Raw genomic sequence first — 17,229 nt, 5'->3', positions numbered from 1 at the left:
TGGTCGGCGGGCGCCATCCCGCATCAGGAACTGTTCGCTCTGAGCGCATGTCCCGGCGCCGGACCGGCGTCGCGGAACACGAACGGGCCCGGACGCGTGCAGACGTTCGGGCCCGTTCGTACGGGCTGTGGAGCGGACCGGGATCAGCTCTCGGCCTTGTCCTGCTTCTCCTCGGACTCCGCGGGCGCCTCGGCGGCCTCCGCCTCGGCCGCGGCGGGCTCCTCGGCGGTCTCGGAGGTGGCCTCGACCGTCTCGCCGGTCTCGTCCTCCTCGTCGTCCAGGTCCACGGTCTCGCCCTTGTCGTCGACGACCTTGGCGGCCTCGACCACCACGGCCAGCGCCTTGCCGCGGGCGACCTCGCCGACGAGCATCGGCACCTGGCCGCCCTCGACGACGGCCTGGGCGAACTGGTCAGGGCTCATGCCGGAGGACTGCGCACGGCGCATGAGGTGCTCGGTGAGCTCCTCCTGGCCGACGGACAGCTGCTCCTTGTTGACCAGCTCGTCGAGGACGAACTGGGTCCGGATGCCCTTCTCGGCCTGCTCCTTGAGCTCGGCGTCGAACTCCTCGGCGGTCTTGCCCTGCATCTCGAGGTACGAGTCGAGGTTCAGGCCCATCTGGCCGAGCTGGTGGTGCTCGAGGTTGTGCTTACGGGTGTTGATCTCGTCCTGGAGGAGCTTCTCCGGGATCGGCACCTCGACCAGCTCCAGCAGGGCGTCCAGCACCTTCTCCTGGGCCTGGGTGGCCTGCTCGAACTTCTTCGACCGCTCCAGGCGGGTACGGCTGTCGCCGCGCAGCTCCTCGAGGGTGTCGAACTCGCTGGCCAGCTGGGCGAAGTCGTCGTCGAGCTCGGGCAGCTCACGGGCCTTGACCTCGGAGACCTTGACCGAGACCTCGGCCTCCTTGCCCTGGGCGGAGCCGCCCTTGAGCTCGGAGGTGAAGGTGGCCTCGCCGCCCGCCTCCAGGCCGGTCACGGCCTCGTCGATGCCGTCCAGCAGCTCGCCCGAGCCGATGGTGTAGGTGACGCCGGTGGCGACACCGTCCTCCAGGACCTCGCCGTCGACCTTGGCCTCGAGGTCGATCACGACGATGTCGCCCTCGGCGGCGGCGCGCTCCACCGGGCTGGTGGTGGCGAAGCGCTCCCGCAGCTGCTCGACGGACTTGTCGATGTCCTCGTCCGAGACCTCGACGGCGTCGACGGTGACCTCGATGCCGGAGTAGTCCGGGATCTCGATCGCCGGGCGGATGTCCACCTCGGCGGTGAAGGTCAGCAGCTCGTTGTCCTTGAGCTCGGTGATGTCGACCTCGGGCTGGCCGAGCGGGTTCAGCTCACCCTCGTTGACCGCGTCGGTGTAGAACTTCGGGAGCGCCTCGTTGACGGCCTCCTCCAGCACGGCGCCACGACCGAACCGCTGGTCAATGATGCGGGCCGGGATCTTGCCCTTGCGGAACCCAGGCACCGTGACCTGCTGGTTGATCTTCTTGTACGCCGCGTCGAGGCTGGGCTTGAGCTCCTCGAAGGGCACCTCGACAGTGAGCCGAACCCGGGTCGGGTTCAGGTTCTCCACGGCGCTCTTCACGGTTCGGTCTCCTTGGGGGCTGACGTGTGGTGTTCAGCTGCGGTGCGCTGTCGCGTCGCAGCGGATTCGCGTCCGGTTAAAAAGACACAGACACGCAGCTTGCATAGTAACCGCAAGCATGTCGGGCCCCACAACGCGATCTTGACGTCTGTGGCTGGTCGGGGTGGCCGGATTCGAACCGACGACCTTCCGCTCCCAAAGCGGACGCGCTACCAAGCTGCGCCACACCCCGTCGGTGCGACACGTAGGGTACATGCCCGCGGACGCCCCGGCTGCCGGTTATTCGACTGGTGGGCAAGGGTGTGCGGGGAACGGTCGGGAACCGCTACGATGCATGCCGTGCCGCGAACCGGGTGATCATGCCTGGGCGGGGGTGTCCGGGAGACCGGTGCATCCGCGTACGCGGCGTGTGCGGGCGTAGCTCAATGGTAGAGCCCCAGTCTTCCAAACTGGCTACGCGGGTTCGATTCCCGTCGCCCGCTCCATGGCTTTCGGCCCGGCCCGGGGTTTTCCCGGAGCCGGGCCGTTCGCTTTCGCGCACACTCGCGCGCGTCACGGGCACCCGCTCCCCGGGACGCGGGGGCGGATGCCTCGGGAGTCGATGCCGGGGGTCGGCGATCGGATGCCGGGGTCGGCGATCAGGGGTTGATGTCGGCGATGGCCTCGGCGGCCGAGTCGAGGAACTTCTGGATGTCCGGTGCGACATTGGACGAGGCGAGCAGGAACCCGAAGAGGATCGCGACCAGGGCCGGCCCCCACTTGACCCGGCCATTGCGGATCATGAACACCAGGATGATGCCCACCAGCAGTACCAATGACAGGGAAATGGCCACAACATCCCACCCTCGGTCGCACACGTCTCACAGGCCCCGGAAGCACGCGACCCCGCACACCCCCGCAGCCACCATCGTGCCATCAACTCCCGCCGCTCAGCAGTGGGGTGGAGCGATAAACGGTCACATGTGCACACGGCACCCACCCCTCCGGTACCCGTCCGGGAACCGTTCATTCAAAGGGTTACGGGTGACACTCCCCACAACTCGGCGAGCCGCCCGAGCGGTGAATTCCGATCACTCCGGATGGCCCCGGGCAGGAATTCGGAATTCACTCGGTGGTCACTCGACAGGGTGACAAAACATCAATGAATCAGACATTCCGCCAGAGCCTCCTGCGGGGCATATGCCCCAATTAAGCGGGATGAAAGCCATCAGAACGGACAGTCTGCGTCCGGATATCGAATGATCGCATCGCTTTGTCGACTCCTCGGTCGACTTACCGGGAACGACTATCGGCCGCGATGCGAAGACTATGAACGGAAAGCAAACTCAACGAGGTTTTACGCAATACAGGTTTCGGCGCTATCGTGCCTCAGATGTTTCACGCTGCCATGACTCCCCCACGCGCGGTGAGGTGTCGGGTGGTCTCCCCCAGTTCCTGGTGGGAGGGCCTGTGACCAACTCCCTGCGCCCGCACGGTTATCAGCGGACCCCGCTCCCCCAGGAGGCGGCGCCCACTCCCCCCTCGCCGCGGGCCGACGAACCAGGGCAGCAGGCGACCACCCCGCCCGCCGCCTCCCCCGCCGGGCAGCAGCCCAAACAGCGGGACGCGTTCTTCGACAACGCCAAGTACCTCGCGATCGTGCTGGTCGCGATGGCCCACTCCTGGGAGCCGCTCACCGACACCAGCCGCACCGCGGAAGCGCTGTACATGGTCGTGTACACCTTCCACATGCCGGCCTTCATCGTGATCTCCGGCTACTTCTCGCGCAGCTTCGACATGCGGCCGGACCGGCTCAAGCGCCTGATCACCGGCATCGCGGTGCCCTATGTGATCTTCGAGGTCGCGTACACGCTGTTCAAGCGCTGGGCGGACGACGATCCGACATATGACTTCAGCCTGCTGGACCCCTGGTACCTCACCTGGTTCCTGATCGCGCTGTTCGTATGGCGGCTGACCACTCCGATCTGGAAGCTGGTCCGCTGGCCGCTCCCGCTCGCGCTCGCCGTCGCCACGCTGGCCGCGGTCTCGCCCGACATCGGCGACGACCTGGACATGCAGCGGGTGCTCCAGTTCCTGCCGTTCTTCATCCTCGGCCTGTGCATGAGGCCCGAGCACTTCCAGATGATCCGGCGCCGCTCGGTGCGGATCGCGTCGGTGCCGATCTTCGCGTGTGCCCTCGTGTTCGCCTACTGGGCGGCACCGCGGATGAACTCGGCGTGGTTCTACCACCGCGACAGCGTCCAGGAGCTGGGTGCGCCGCCGTGGACCGGCCCGGTGATGACGCTCGCCCTCTTCGGCTGCTCGGTCGTGCTCGTCAGCTGCTTCTTCGCCTGGGTGCCACGACGCCACATGTGGTTCACGGTGCTGGGCGCCGGAACGCTGTACGGCTATCTGCTGCACGGCTTCCTGGCCAAGGGCTCCCGGTTCTGGGGCTGGTTCGACGACTACCAGTGGCTGCACAAGCCGCTGGGTGAGATCGCGGTCACGATCATCGCCGCCAGTGTGGTCACCGTGCTGTGCACGCCCCCCGTTCAGCGCGCCTTCCGCTTCGCCATGGAGCCGAAGATGGCCTGGGCCTTCCGTAAGGACCCCGCCGAACAGGCCCGCAGCCGTACGACGACGGCGGCCTAGCGCGCCAACGGCCGCCACGACACGAAGGGCTGGACCGCGGATCCCCACGGGCCAGCCCTTTCTCGGCTCCGGCGCCGGGCCGGCGCCTTTCACGGCTTCGGCGTCGTGCGGCGCAGCGCCGCGCGGGCCGGGAGTGCCGTCGCCGCGAGGCCCAGCGCCACGGCGGTGCCCGCGAAGCCCGCGTAGGTGAGCGGCGGGACGTACGGGTCCTCGCCGGTCAGGCCGCGCATCATCGGCACGAGCGTGGCCAGTGCGATAGCCGTGCCCAGGCCGATGCCCGCCGTGGCCACCAGCAGCGCCTCCCAGCGCACCATCCCGAGCACCTGCCGCCGGGTGGTGCCGATCAGCCGCAGCATGCCCAGCTCGCGGCGGCGGTCCAGCACGGTCATCACCAGGGTGTTGACGGCGGCGACGGCCGCGAAGCCGCCGAGAACGCCCGCCATGACGGTGTTGGCCCAGGCGTTCAGCTTCCGCTCCTCGTCCTGGGCCGCCGCATAGCCGTCCCGGTCCGTGACGTCCTCGCCGAGCCGCCTGCCGAGCGCGGTGGCGACGGCCTTACGGTCGGCGCCTTCGGTGTCCCGCACCAGCACATCGCTGTCGAACGCCGATGTCACATGGCCGGACAGCGCCGTACGGGGCAGCGTGAGCTCGGCGATCCCCAGACCGCGCCCGTAGATCGCGACCACGGTGGGCGAGACCGTCGTACCGTCCGGGAGATGGAGGGCGAGCCGCTGGCCGATACGGGCGTGCGCCGCCTTCGCCAGCAGCCCGTCCACGGCCACCCGGCCCGGTCCCAGGGCGTCCAGGCGCCCCTTACGGACGTCCAGGTCCTGTACGGCCGCCAGGTCACGGCCGCTCCCGGAGACGCCCTGCGCCGACGCGGTCCGCAGCCAGCGGCCGTCGCCCGAGCCCACCGGGACCAGCACCCCGGTGCGCAGCAGCCCCACGGACGCGGCCACGCCCCGTACGGAAGCGGCGCGGGCCGCCGCGCCGGACGGCAGCCCCTCCGGGGCGGAGATCACCTGGTCGGCGACGATGCCCGCCCGCCGCTGGCGGGCGCCCGTGTGGTCCTCACTGGTGTGCATGAAGACCAGGGTCGAGGCGAACGCCATGGCCAGCACGATCGGGGTGATCGCCGAGGCCAGGCGGCGGGCGTTGGCCCGGCTGTTGGCCGAGGCCAGATGGGCGGGCGCCGACCCGGCGCGCAGCGGCAGGCCGATCAGCCAGGCACACAGGCGGGCGATGACCGGGCCGAGCAGGGCCACGGCGAGCATGAAGAGCATCACGACCCCGAGGGCCGCGTTGGCCGCGTCGTCGCCGGAAGCGGAGGCGGCGACGCCGGTCATGATGATGCCGCCGACCAGGGCCGCGACGCCGAGGACCGTACGGATCACACCGGGCCGCAGCCGCTCCACGGCCGCCTCGCCGAGCGCCCGCCCCGGCGGGATCCGCGCCGGGCGGCGAGCGGCCATCAGGCCGGCCAGGAGCGAGGTGAGGAGGCCCGCGCCGACGGCGACGAGGAGCGGGATCCAGGAGACCGAGAGCTCCACGGGCCCGGGGACGGCGCCCTTCGCCTTGAGCTGTCCGAACCACCAGCGGGCGAGCGCGTAGCCGGGCAGCAGACCGGCCGCGCCCGCGAGCGGGGCGACCAGCAGCGCCTCGGCCGCGACGGAGCGGCGGATCTGGCGCGGGGTCGCGCCGATCGCCCGCAGCAGGGCCACCTCGCGGCCGCGCTGGCCAACCGAGAGGGCGACGGTGCCCGCGGTGGTGAAGACGGCGACGGCGGTGGCGATGCCGCCGAAGGAGCCGCCGAGCCCCATGAGCGTCTCCCTGGCGTTCGCGAGCGCGGGCTCCTCGATGGCGCCGCGGCCGCCGCCGGTGTGCACGCGCGGGGAGTGCGCCGCGCCCTTCACGGCCCGCTCCAGTCGGTCGGCCAGCCGGTCGGCGGTGGTGCCGGGGCGGGGGCGGACGAGGACGGCGTCCACGGTGGTGGGATGGCCGCTCAGCGCCCGGGCCCGGTGGTCGGTGAACCACGCCGTAAGGCCGTCGCCGTCGGCGCCGCCCGCCTTACGGGTCACACCGGAGACCCGGAACGTGTGGCGGCCGTCCGGCGCCGTCACCGTGATCCGGCCGCCGACGCCGGTACCCGCCGCACGGGCGGCCCCGGGGCTGAGGACCGCCTCGCCGTCCCGGGGCGCCGCGCCCGAGGCGAGCGCCACCCCCGTGAACGGCGCCGCGCCCCAGCCATGGCCGGTGAGCGCCCCATGGGCGGTGCGGAGCGGGAAGGTCACATCCGGGGCCGCGGCCGCGGCCCCGGGAGTGCGGGCGGCGGTGGCCACCAGGGAGGCATCGAGCCGGGCGCGGTCGGGGACCTGCTCGGATTCGTCCGAGCGGCCGTCGCCGTGGCCGATGACGTAGTGCACCCGCTGGTCGGCGGCGACCACGACCGGGGCGCCCGCATAGCGCTGCGGCGGGACGGAGGCCCGGATCCCGGTCTCCAGCAGGATGCCGCACGCGGACACGATCGCCGCGGCCACGGCCAGGGCGACGAAGGTGCCCGCGAAGGCGGACGGCTTGAAACGGACGGCGGCGCGGGCCAGTCCGTTGGTGAACGGCCTCACCGGACCACCTCCGCGGCCCAGGCCGTGGCGGGGGCCGGAGTGCGGGCGGTGAGGCGGGTTATCCGCTCGGCGATCTCGTGGGCCGGGGAGCGGAGGAGCCGGTCGGCGATCGCGCCGTCGGCGAGGAAGAGCACGCGGTCGGCGTAGCTCGCGGCGACCGGGTCGTGCGTGACCATCACCACGGTCGCGCCCAGCGTGTCCACGGCCTGCCGCAGGAGGGTGAGCACCTCGGCGGCGGTGTTGGTGTCCAGGGCGCCGGTCGGCTCGTCGGCGAAGACCACGTCGGGGCGGGTGACGAGGGCCCGGGCGATGGCCACGCGCTGCTGCTGGCCGCCGGAGAGCTCACCGGGCCGCCGCCGGGCCTGCTCCCCAAGACCGACCTGGGCGAGCACCTCATGGGCCCGGCGGCGGTCGGGGCGGGCGCCCGCGAGCCGCATCGGGAGCAGCACGTTCTGCTCGACGGTCAGGGAGGGGAGGAGGTTGAAGGACTGGAAGACGAACCCGAGGCGGGCGCGGCGCAATGCGGTGAGCTTGTTCTCACTCATTCCGGTGATGTCGGTGCCACCGAGTTTGACGGTCCCCGCGGTCGGCCGGTCGAGCCCGGCAGCGCACTGGAGGAATGTCGATTTGCCGCAGCCGGAGGGGCCCATGACGGCGGTGAAGCTGCCGTGCGGAAGGGCCAGGTCGATGCCGCGCAGGGCGTGGACGGCGGTGCGGCCCCGCCCGTAGCGGCGCTGGACGCCGTGGAGTTCGATGGCATGGGCGTGGTGCGGGGGCGGTGCCGCCGCTGTCTGTCGCCGCTTGCGCAGCCCCATGGTGGTGACCCTTCCGAGGAGTTCGCCCGATTCCCCTCGAACGTACGGATCGCGGCCCCTCGGCAGCCATGACGGCCACCGGCGTATCCGGGGTGGGGCTAACCCCCGCCGGGCGGGCCGATCGGGCCGTAAGGCGTCATGGGGCAGTCCGGCGCGGCCGTAAGGCGGCCGCACCGGCCGCGGAGAGCCGCCCTTACTGGCGGCAGATCAGCAGCAGGGCCCGGTCGTCGTTGACGTCCTTGGCGACCGTCTCGATGAGGTGCCAGGCCGCGCCGTGGAAGCCCGACCCGACATAGCGGTCCGCCTCGCCGGTGAGCCGGTCGATGCCCTCGCTGATGTCCCGGTCGGCGGTCTCCACGAGGCCGTCGGTGAAGAGCATCAGGACGTCGCCGGGCCGCAGCGTGCCCTTGGTGGGGTCGAATTGGGCGCCGTCGTAGACGCCGAGCAGCGGGCCGTCGGCCGACTTCTCCTCCCACTTGCCGGTGCCCGCGCTCAGCTGGAGCGCGGGCAGATGTCCGGCGGAGAAGAGCTCGAAGTCGCCGCTGTCGAGGTCGAGGACGAGGTGGATGGAGGTCGCGAAGCCCTCGTCCCAGTCCTGGCGCAGGAGATAGCCGTTGGCGGCCGGGAGGAAGCCGTGCGGGGGCAGGGAGCCGAGGAGGCCGCCGAAGGCGCCGGAGAGCAGCAGGGCGCGCGAGGCGGCGTCCATGCCCTTGCCGGAGACGTCGGTGAGGACGACCTCGAGGGTGCGGCCGCCGCCGGTGCGGGCGGCCACGACGAAGTCACCGGAGAAGGACTGCCCACCGGCCGGGCGCAGCGCCATCTCGCGGTGCCAGCCGCGCGGCAGGTTGGGCAGCTTGCTCTGGACGCGGATGCGCTCGCGCAGGTCGAAGAGCATGGTGCCGCCGCGCCGCCAGGGCACCCCGACACGGCTGCGGAACTGGGCGATCAGCAGGCCGAAGAAGCCGACGGCGGCGACGACCAGGATGGTGCCGGGGGTGACCCGGGAGGAGGCGTCCTCCTCGGTGTACGGGCCGAGCACCGCGGACTCCACGATCAGGGCCGTGGCGGCCGCCGCGTACAGGGCGAGCAGGCTGGCGGGGCGCAGCAGCAGCCCGCCCGCGACGATGGGCAGGACGAGGGCGGACGGGGAGCACCAGTCGGGCTGGGCGATGGTGCCTCCGGCGATGGCGGGGACGCCGAGGAGCAGCGCGGTCAGGGCGAGCCGGTCGGAGCCCTCGCCCCGGAAGTAGTCCACTCCGGCTTTGCGCACGCCTGTGCGAGCCCGGTGCAGAACTCTGCGCATCCGGGCCCACGGAGTGTCCACGCCGCCATTCATTGCATCGGGACCCTACCCACCCGTTCGGACGCGCGTCGATTCGTGGCGCGTTGAACCACCCAGCCAGGGGGGCAATCGTAAGCGAAATTCGTTCGCGTGTACGGGAAACGGCTGCTAGGGATGGGAATATGAGGACTGAGCTGCGTGTGCTCGACCCATCGATTTGGGATGATTGGTACGGAAAACTGGTACTCGCATTCGGCGGAGTTCCCGAAGCGCCGGAGGAATCCGCGCTCTGGCGGGAGTTGACCGAATGCGAGCGCTCGATCGGCGCCTGGGACGGCGCCGACATCGTGGGCACGGCGGGGCTGTTCAGCTTCCGGCTGTCGGTCCCGGGCGGCGGGATCGTCCCGGCGGCCGGGGTCACGATGGTGAGCGTCCAGGCCACGCACCGGCGGCGCGGGGTGCTCCGGGCCATGATGCGGCGGCAGTTGGACGACATCCGCGCGGCGGGCGATGAGCCGCTGGCCGTCCTGACCGCGTCGGAACCGGACATCTACGGACGGTTCGGCTATGGGGCGGCCACGCAGAACGCCTACGCCGAGATCGACACCACCCGGGTGCGGCTGACCGTCCCCGAAGGCGTGGACGACGTACGGCTGCGCGCCGTGCCCCTGGAGTCCGCCGTCGAGGCGTGCGAGGCCGTCTACGCCCGGCGGGTGCGCACCCGGCCGGGGATGCTCGAGCGGATCCCCGGCTGGGAGCGGGTGCCGCTGCTGGACCCGCCGGGCGACCGCGAGGGGGCGTCCCCGCTGCGCTGTGTGCTGGCCGAGTCGGGCGGCGAGGTCAGCGGCTATGTGCGGTTCGCGGTGAAGCCCGACTGGGATCTGGCCGGGCCGAAGGGCACGGTCGTCCTGCGCGACCTGGAGGCCCTGGACCCGGCGTCCTACGCGGCGCTGTGGCGCTTCCTGTTCGACCTCGACCTGACCTCGGTGATCCGGACCGGTCCCCGCCCGGTCGACGATCCCTGGCAGCTCCTGGTCTCGGACATCCGGCGGTGCGCCGTAAGGCTGCGCGACTCGCTGTTCGTCCGTCTGGTGGATGTGGGGGCCGCGCTCGAGGCACGGACGTACACCACGCCCGTGGAGACCGTCCTGGAGGTCACCGACCCCTTCTGTCCCTGGAACGAGGGGCGCTGGCGGCTGAGCGGCGACGCCAAGGGCGCCTCCTGCGAGCGCACGGACGACGCTGCCGACCTCCGGCTGGGCGTGCGGGAACTGGGAGCGGCGTACCTCGGTGGCGTCTCGCTGACCGCGCTGGCGGGTGCGGGGCGCGTCCAGGAGGTCCGTCAGGGCGCCCTTACGGAGGCCACGACCGCGTTCGCCACCCCGGTCGCCCCGTGGCTGCCCCACGGCTTCTGATGCCTCAGGCGCTCTGGCAGTCAGGGCACCAGAAGAGATTGCGGGCGGCGAGATCGGCGGTGCGGATCTCGCCACCACAGATATGGCAGGGCTGTCCGGCGCGCCGGTAGACATAGACCTCGCCGCCGTGGTCGTCCACGCGCGGCGGGCGGCCCATCGCCTCGGGGGTGTGCTCGGGGCGGACCGTGTCGATCCGGTTGTTCCGCACCCCCTCGCGCATCAGCGCCACCAGATCGGCCCATATCGCGTCCCATTCGGCGCGGGTCAGCGCGCGGCCGGGCCGGTAGGGGTCGATCCCGTGCCGGAAGAGCACCTCGGCGCGGTAGACGTTCCCCACCCCGGAGATCACCTTCTGGTCCATGAGCAGCGCGGCCACGCTGACCCGGCTGCGGGAGATCCGGGCCCAGGCCCGCTCGCCGTCGTCCGCCGGACGCAGTGGATCGGGGCCCAGCCGGTCGTGGATCACCTGCTTCTCCCCGTCGGTGATCAGGGCGCAGGCGGTCGGGCCGCGCAGATCCGCGTACCCCCCGGGGTTCGCCAGCCGCAGCCGGACGGTGTCGGTGGGCGGCGGGGCGGGGGCCGGGCCGAAGGCGTACGTGCCGAAGAGCCCCAGGTGGACATGGACCCAGCCGGTGGCCGCGAAGTCCAGGAAGAGGTGCTTGCCGTGCGCCTCGGCGTGGCGCAGCGGCTGGCCGTCGATCAGCCCGGCGCCGTCGGCGAACTTCCCCTGTGGGCTGGTGGCCCGGACGGGCCGGCCGCCGAAGGTCTCGAGGTGATCGGCGGCCAGCCGGTGGATGGTGTGCCCTTCGGGCATCAGTCGCCTTGCGGATGGTGGGCCGGGATGGGCGGCAGCTCGCCGGTGGCCTCGTAACCGCTGAGCATCTCGATGCGGCGGGTGTGCCGCTCCTCACCCGAGTACGGGGTGTTCAGGAAAATCTCGACAAACTTGGTGGCCTCGTCCTGGGTGTGCATCCGGGCTCCGACGCTGACCACGTTGGCGTTGTTGTGCTCACGGCCGAGGGCCGCGGTCTCCTCGCTCCAGGCCAGCGCCGCGCGTACCCCCTTGACCTTGTTCGCCGCGATCTGCTCACCATTGCCGGATCCGCCGATGACGATGCCGAGGCCCTGCGGGTCGGCGGCGGTCCGCTCCGCGGCGCGCAGGCAGAACGGCGGGTAGTCGTCCTGGGCGTCGTAGATGTGCGGGCCGCAGTCGACGGGCTCATGGCCGGCCGCCTTCAGCCACTCCACGAGGTGGTTCTTGAGTTCGAAACCGGCATGGTCGGAGCCGAGGTACACGCGCATGTACCGAGTGTGTCATGGCCGTGTGACCCGCGCCGCCCAGGGTAGGCATCGCATAAATCTCTGTAATGCCAAAGAACCTCATGAAAACCTCAAGTAACAATCTGGATTCAAAGGTTCAACTGGCCGACCTCCTGAGATTCACTGGCGTCGCTCGTAACGCGAGAGCAAAGGAATCGAGCACATGAGCGCACAACCTGCGACCACGCCGGAGCAGCAGCGGCCCCCCGGCGACCCGGGCTCGCCCGACGGCCTCAAGGCGGGACTCAAGAACCGCCATCTTTCGATGATCGCGATCGGCGGCGTGATCGGCGCCGGCCTCTTCGTCGGCTCCAGTGCGGGTATCGCCAAGGCCGGCCCCGGCATTCTCGTCTCGTATGCCCTGGTCGGCCTCATGGTCGTTTTCGTCATGCGGATGCTCGGCGAGATGTCCGCCGCCAACCCCACCTCCGGCTCCTTCTCCGCCTACGCCGACCGGGCGCTCGGCCGCTGGGCCGGTTTCTCCATCGGCTGGCTGTACTGGTTCTTCTGGGTCGTGGTGCTGGCGGTCGAGGCCACCGCCGGCGCCAAGATCCTGGAGGGCTGGTGGCCGGCCGTCCCGCAGTGGGGCTGGGCGCTGATCGTGATGGTGGTGCTCACCGCGACCAACCTGGTCTCGGTCGGCTCCTACGGTGAGTTCGAGTTCTGGTTCGCCGGGATCAAGGTCGTGGCGATCGGCGCGTTCATCGTGGTCGGCGGGCTCGCGGTGTTCGGGCTGCTGCCGCATTCGGACAACGAGGGCGCGGGCCTGGCCCACCTCACCGACCACGGCGGCTTCCTGCCGAACGGGCCGGGCGCCATCCTCACCGGTGTGCTGCTGGTGGTCTTCTCCTTCATGGGCAGCGAGATCGTCACCCTCGCGGCCGGTGAGTCCGAGGACCCGCAGCGGGCGGTCACCAAGGCCACCAACAGCGTGATCTGGCGTATCGCGGTCTTCTACCTGGGCTCGATCTTCGTCGTGGTCACCCTGCTGCCCTGGGATGCCAAGGCGATCGCCGACAAGGGCAGCTATGTCGCGGCGCTCGACTCGGTCGGCATACCGCACGCCGGCGACATCATGAACGTGATCGTGCTGACCGCCGTGCTCTCGTGTCTGAACTCCGGCCTCTACACCGCCTCCCGCATGGCCTTCTCGCTCGGCCAGCGCGGCGACGCCCCGGCCGCCTTCGCCCGCACCAACTCCCGCGGCGTCCCGCAGGCCGCGATCCTCGGCTCGGTCGTCTTCGGCTTCGTCGCGGTGTGGTTCAACTACCAGTGGCCGGACACCGTCTTCACCTTCCTGCTGAACTCCTCGGGTGCGGTCGCGCTCTTCGTCTGGCTGGTGATCTGCTTCAGCCAGCTGCGGATGCGCGGGATGATCCTGCGCGAGAACCCCGAGAAGCTGATCGTCCGGATGTGGCTCTTCCCGTATCTGACCTGGGCGACTATCGCGATGATCTCGTTCGTCCTGGTCTATATGCTCACCGACAAGGACGGGCGCGAGCAGGTGATCCTCTCCGCGCTGGTGGCCGTGCTCGTGGTGGCCCTGGCCCTGGTCAAGGAGCGCCTCACCGCGGGTCGCTCCACCGCACCGGCCGCCTCCTCGGAGCCCGCCCCCAAGGAGCGCGCGGCCCCGTAGGAACGCGCTCAGCCGACTCTGATTCCCCTGTGCCCCCGGGCGGCCGATGTGTCGCCGCCCGGGGGCAGCCATATCGCCGCCCGGGGGCGCGGCCGTGTCCGTGGGCGTATCGGGCCCACAGGGCTCAGACGACGCGCGGGAGGACCCGCTCCGCGAAGCGCCGGACCGCGTCCAGCACCCCCATCCCCCGGTGCCCGACCCCGGGCACGATGTCGAGGGTGACGTCGATGCCCAGCTCGGTGTAGTTGTCCCGCAGCGCGGTGATGCGCTCCACGCGGGTGCGCCCGACGGCGTCGGCGCCGTCCATCCAGTTGGAGTCGCCGGGGTTGTTGATCTCCCAGGTCTCGGTGTCCTCCGCCCCGACCACCATGTGCACCGGCACCTTACGGATGTCCTCCAGCCGCAGCGGGGCCCCGAAGCGCTGCTCGAACCCCTTCGTGCCCAGCCACCACTCGCGGTCCGGGTCGATCAGCGTGACCCGGCCGGGCGCCCCGATGGACACTCCGCACAGCCGGTCGGGGTGCAGATACAGGAAGCGGTGCGCGAACTGCCCGCCGCCCGAGAAGCCCTGGAGCAGAAAGCGCTCGGTGTCGATGTGGAACCGCTCGCCCGCCTCGGCCACGATCGCGAGCAACTGCTCGTCGTAGCGGATGCCGCGGTATTCGATGAACTTGAAGTTGTGCAGGTCCTCCGGGTCGTCGATGCCCGCCGGGAACATCGGGGTGAGCACCACACAGCCGTGCCGCTCGGAGAACTCGGCCATCGCGTCCCGGTACTGGGACGCGGTGCGCCCGGTGCCGTGCTGGATCACCATGAGCGGCAGCGGGGTGTCGGTGGTCTCGTGGACGGACGGGATGTGCAGGCCGTACGAGAACCGCTGGTCGTGCCGGGAGGCGAACCAGGTGGTGGAGCCGGTGCGGTAGAACGCCTTGGTGGTCTTGACGCGGGGGGTGGTCACGTATCGCTTCCTTCTGCCGTCGCGGGTGCCGCCACGATCCGCAACGGTCGGCGCACGCTCAAGATGATTGCCGCCTGAGCGTCAATACCTCCGCCGGTACGCCCATCGCCCCCTCCGCCGATATCTCTCACCGGTGCAGCGCGGAGAGCAGGTCGACGCCGAGATTGCGCACCGCCGCCTCGTCCAGCTGGTAGTGCACCCGCGCGCCCTCCCGGTGGGTGTGCACCATCCCGGCCTCCCGCAGCTTGCGCAGATGCCGCGACATCTGCGGCGGTGTCATCTCGAACTGGGTGGCCAGCTCCGTCGTCGTCATCGACTGCCGCAGCAGCGCCCGGCACATCCGGATGCGCAGCGGCTCGTCCAGCGCCCGCAGCCCGCGCATCACCACGTCCAGGGCGGTGGGCTCCGCGCCCGCGCCGTCGCGCACCGGGTACTGCACCACGACCGGGTAGCCGGGGTAGTGCTTGATCGCGAGATGCGGGTTGATGTGCAGCGACGGCACCAGCAGACAGGGGCTGTCGGCGAGGCTGGCCCGCGCGTTGTAGAGCTTGTCGAAGACCACCCGGGGCGGGTCCTGCTCCATGCGGGCGGTGGGGAATCCGGCCAGCACCGCCGCCCCGTAGCGGGAGTGTTCATGGGAGCGGACCCGGGCGTCGGCCTCCAGGGTGGGGCGCAGCCGCGTCCACTCCGCCTCGAAGACCTCCTCGGCCACGGCGGACAGGAAGGCGAGGAGGCCGTCGCGGAATCCGGAGGGATCGGCCAGCAGCCGCAGCCCCAGGGCGAACCGGCGCTCGGAGAGCTGCCGCAACCGGGCCAGGAAGCGCTCCGGCGCGCGGCCGCCGCGCCGGGACCCGGAAGCCGGGCGGTGACCGGGCCCCGGACCGTGGCCGGAGCCCAGGCCGTGACCGTGACCGGAACCGGGCCCCGGACCGTGGCCGTTCTTGCCGACGAGCGCCTGCTCGGTCATGGTCGTGAACGTCTCCTCGTCCAGCCGAGCGACCGCCGCCAGCTCCTCCTCCAGCTCGCGCTCCGGACCCGGGGCGAGGGGCAGCAGATAGCGGGCGCGGAAGGCGCCCCACAGCGGCGCCCATCCGCCGGCCCGCTCCAGCAGCCGCTCGTCCGCGCCCTGAAGGACCGCGCTCACCCAGCGCCTGCTGGCCGGATGGTGGCGTGGCCCGTCCAGCGCGTGCAGACAGGCGCACAGCTCGGCGAGCGGGGACAGACGGGTGCTGATGCGGTGCTCCGGGGCGGACCCCAGCTCGATCACGACGGGCATCCGGGCAGCGTCGGCCATTGATGCCTTCGAGTCAATCGTCTTGTACGGGCCGTCGGCGGAGGCGCAAGCTCCAGCCCACTTCGCTTCCCCTCCCTCCGCCTGGAGCGTCCCCCATGCCCCCTCTCCTCAGGAACGGCCCTCGTCTGGCAGTGGTGGTCGCCCTCGTGGCCACGGTGAGCAGTGCGTGCACCATCGGTTCGCTGGACGACTCGGGCGCCGTCGCCGACTATCCGTCCCGGGGACTGTCGATCCTCGCCCCCGGGAGCGTCGGCGGCGGCTGGGACTCGCGGGCGCGCGGCGTCGGTTCCGCGCTCACCAGCTGCGAGGTCATCGACGAGGACGTCACGGTCACCAACGCCCCGGGCGCGGGCGGCACCATCGGGCTCGCCCGGATGGCGGGGCGTAAAGGCGATCCGTACCAGCTGATGACCATGGACACGGTGACCATGATCGGCGGCGCCATCCAGAACCACTCCCCCGTGAAGCTGTCCGAGCTCACCCCCGTGGCGGGGCTCACGGTGAGCACCTCCGCGATCGTGGTGCCCGCCCGCTCCCCCTTCCACGACCTGCGCTCGGTGCTGGCCGCCATGCGGAAGGACCCCAAGCGGACGTCCTGGGTGGGCGGTTCGCTGGGCGGCCCGGACCACATCACGGTCGCCGGGCTCGCCAAGACCGAGGGCATCTCGGCGCGCAAGATCACGTACGTGCCCACCGGTGGCGGCGGGGAGGTGCTCAACCTGCTGCTGAGCGGGGCCTCGAAGGTCGGCCTCTCCACGCTGACGGAGCTCAGGCCGCAGATCGAGGCCGGGAAGCTGCGGGTCCTCGCGGTCAGCGGCGACAAGGCTCCCGAGGGCATCGACGCTCCCACCCTCGGCGCACTCGGCTACGGGGACGAGTCCGTGGTGAGCGTCGGCGGGGTCATGGCCACGCCCGGGCTGAGCGACGACGAACAACGGGCGATCGTGAGGGTGGTGGACCGGATGCGCCGGACTTCGTGCTGGAAGCGGGCGTTGCGGCAGAACGACTGGAAGGACGTGTGGGTGCCGGGGAAGAAGTACGGCGCCCTGATCGACAAGCAGCAGCGCCAGGTCGGCCAGGCGCTCACGTCCGTGGGGCTCGGGTCATGAGCGCGCGGGACGAGGCGAAGACGATGCGGCCGAGGGATGCCACGGCGAACCCGGCGAACGACGCCGCGGACAGCACGGCCCCGCCCGACGAGCGGCCCTGGAGCCCCCGGATAGCCGCGCTGCTCTTCCTCGCGGCGGGCGTTGCCGTGCTGGGCTGGGCCTTCGCCATCCCCGAGGGGACCATCGATCAGGACGTGGGCCCCCGGGCGTTCCCCCTGCTGGTCGGCGTGGGGCTGTGCGTGGCGGCTTCGGTCGCCGTCGTCCAGGCGTTCCGCGGCAGCGACCCGGCGCTGACCGAGCAGGCGCGCGAGGAGGCCCGGCTGACCGAGTGGCGCCCGGTGGCGGCCCTGCTCGCGCTGCTGGTCTGCTATCTGTTCGCGCTCGCGCCCTGCGGCTACTGGCAGTCGACCGCCGTGCTCTTCACGCTGGTCGCGCGGGTGCTCGGCAGCCGGCGGATCCTCCGTGACGCCCTGATCGGCCTGGTGCTCGCGCTGGCCGTGTACTTCCTCTTCGACCGTCTGCTGGGCATCCATCTGCCGCCCGGCATCGTCCGATTGGCGTTCTGACC

General features: G+C 71.2%; 14 protein-coding genes and 2 tRNA genes. 6 read left to right on the top strand and 10 right to left on the bottom strand.

Annotated features, from left to right (window positions below; all coding sequences use genetic code 11):
* Window positions 1–143 precede the first annotated feature (143 nt).
* Window positions 144–1,580 carry a trigger factor gene (gene tig, locus ABD329_RS35075; RefSeq protein WP_198275443.1) on the bottom strand — a complete coding sequence of 479 codons (1,437 nt, stop codon included), beginning with the start codon at window positions 1,578–1,580 and terminating at the stop codon, window positions 144–146.
* A 155-nt stretch (window positions 1,581–1,735) separates the two neighbouring features.
* Window positions 1,736–1,812, bottom strand: a tRNA-Pro gene (locus ABD329_RS35070).
* 179 nt (window positions 1,813–1,991) lie between these two features.
* Between ABD329_RS35070 and ABD329_RS35065 the strand changes: the two genes are divergently transcribed.
* Window positions 1,992–2,065 (top strand) — tRNA-Gly (locus ABD329_RS35065).
* Window positions 2,066–2,218: 153 nt separating this feature from the next.
* On the opposite strand, the gene ABD329_RS35060 is transcribed toward ABD329_RS35065, so the two are convergent.
* On the bottom strand, window positions 2,219–2,413 hold the full coding sequence (locus ABD329_RS35060) for a hypothetical protein (protein WP_037945927.1): 195 nt from the start codon (window positions 2,411–2,413) through the stop codon (window positions 2,219–2,221).
* Window positions 2,414–3,029: 616 nt separating this feature from the next.
* Here ABD329_RS35060 and ABD329_RS35055 point away from each other — a divergent pair.
* Window positions 3,030–4,211 (top strand): acyltransferase family protein, encoded by a 1,182-nt coding sequence (locus ABD329_RS35055; protein WP_344317411.1) that lies wholly within the window; start codon window positions 3,030–3,032, stop codon window positions 4,209–4,211.
* Between the two features lie 89 nt (window positions 4,212–4,300).
* On the opposite strand, the gene ABD329_RS35050 is transcribed toward ABD329_RS35055, so the two are convergent.
* From ABD329_RS35050 to ABD329_RS35040, 3 genes are all read right to left on the bottom strand, one after another.
* Window positions 4,301–6,832: an ABC transporter permease gene (locus ABD329_RS35050; RefSeq protein WP_198278857.1), complete on the bottom strand. Its 2,532-nt coding sequence runs from the start codon at window positions 6,830–6,832 to the stop codon at window positions 4,301–4,303.
* A complete protein-coding gene (locus tag ABD329_RS35045; RefSeq protein ID WP_198278858.1) occupies window positions 6,829–7,647 on the bottom strand; it encodes an ABC transporter ATP-binding protein in 819 nt (272 codons plus the stop codon). Before ABD329_RS35045 ends, ABD329_RS35050 begins: the two co-directional genes overlap by 4 nt.
* Before the next feature lie 193 nt (window positions 7,648–7,840).
* On the bottom strand, window positions 7,841–8,983 hold the full coding sequence (locus ABD329_RS35040; RefSeq protein ID WP_198278859.1) for a PP2C family protein-serine/threonine phosphatase: 1,143 nt from the start codon (window positions 8,981–8,983) through the stop codon (window positions 7,841–7,843).
* A 128-nt stretch (window positions 8,984–9,111) separates the two neighbouring features.
* Here ABD329_RS35040 and ABD329_RS35035 point away from each other — a divergent pair, with 128 nt between their 5' ends.
* A complete protein-coding gene (locus ABD329_RS35035) occupies window positions 9,112–10,344 on the top strand; it encodes a GNAT family N-acetyltransferase (protein WP_198278860.1) in 1,233 nt (410 codons plus the stop codon).
* 4 nt (window positions 10,345–10,348) lie between these two features.
* Here ABD329_RS35035 and ABD329_RS35030 read toward each other — a convergent pair whose 3' ends face one another.
* Window positions 10,349–11,158, bottom strand: coding sequence for an Fpg/Nei family DNA glycosylase (locus ABD329_RS35030; RefSeq protein WP_198278861.1), 810 nt, complete (start codon window positions 11,156–11,158; stop codon window positions 10,349–10,351).
* Window positions 11,158–11,646 carry a ribose-5-phosphate isomerase gene (locus tag ABD329_RS35025; RefSeq protein ID WP_198278862.1) on the bottom strand — a complete coding sequence of 163 codons (489 nt, stop codon included), beginning with the start codon at window positions 11,644–11,646 and terminating at the stop codon, window positions 11,158–11,160. Before ABD329_RS35025 ends, ABD329_RS35030 begins: the two co-directional genes overlap by 1 nt.
* 181 nt (window positions 11,647–11,827) lie before the next feature.
* On the opposite strand from ABD329_RS35025, the gene ABD329_RS35020 reads away from it, so the two are divergent.
* Window positions 11,828–13,300, top strand: a complete 1,473-nt coding sequence (locus ABD329_RS35020; protein WP_198278863.1) for an amino acid permease — start codon at window positions 11,828–11,830, stop codon at window positions 13,298–13,300.
* 124 nt (window positions 13,301–13,424) lie between these two features.
* Here the strand turns inward: ABD329_RS35020 and ABD329_RS35015 are convergent, their stop codons facing one another.
* Both ABD329_RS35015 and ABD329_RS35010 read right to left on the bottom strand, forming a co-directional pair.
* The gene (locus ABD329_RS35015) at window positions 13,425–14,258 is read right to left on the bottom strand and encodes a hydrolase (RefSeq protein ID WP_086879868.1); all 834 of its coding nucleotides are present in this window, start codon (window positions 14,256–14,258) and stop codon (window positions 13,425–13,427) included.
* A gap of 127 nt (window positions 14,259–14,385) precedes the next feature.
* Window positions 14,386–15,534, bottom strand: a complete 1,149-nt coding sequence (locus tag ABD329_RS35010) for a DUF5937 family protein (protein ID WP_198278864.1) — start codon at window positions 15,532–15,534, stop codon at window positions 14,386–14,388.
* Window positions 15,535–15,647: 113 nt separating this feature from the next.
* On the opposite strand from ABD329_RS35010, the gene ABD329_RS35005 reads away from it, so the two are divergent.
* Both ABD329_RS35005 and ABD329_RS35000 read left to right on the top strand, forming a co-directional pair.
* The gene (locus tag ABD329_RS35005) at window positions 15,648–16,661 is read left to right on the top strand and encodes a Bug family tripartite tricarboxylate transporter substrate binding protein (RefSeq protein WP_344317410.1); all 1,014 of its coding nucleotides are present in this window, start codon (window positions 15,648–15,650) and stop codon (window positions 16,659–16,661) included.
* Window positions 16,658–17,227: a tripartite tricarboxylate transporter TctB family protein gene (locus ABD329_RS35000; RefSeq protein WP_246619035.1), complete on the top strand. Its 570-nt coding sequence runs from the start codon at window positions 16,658–16,660 to the stop codon at window positions 17,225–17,227. Before ABD329_RS35005 ends, ABD329_RS35000 begins: the two co-directional genes overlap by 4 nt.
* Window positions 17,228–17,229: the final 2 nt, after the last annotated feature.

Origin of the sequence: Streptomyces javensis (assembly GCF_039525925.1) — a bacterium.
GTDB classification, from domain to species: domain Bacteria; phylum Actinomycetota; class Actinomycetes; order Streptomycetales; family Streptomycetaceae; genus Streptomyces; species Streptomyces asiaticus.
The sequence above is the reverse complement of the archived record's forward strand: the minus strand, read 5'-3'. Positions and strand labels throughout refer to the sequence as shown.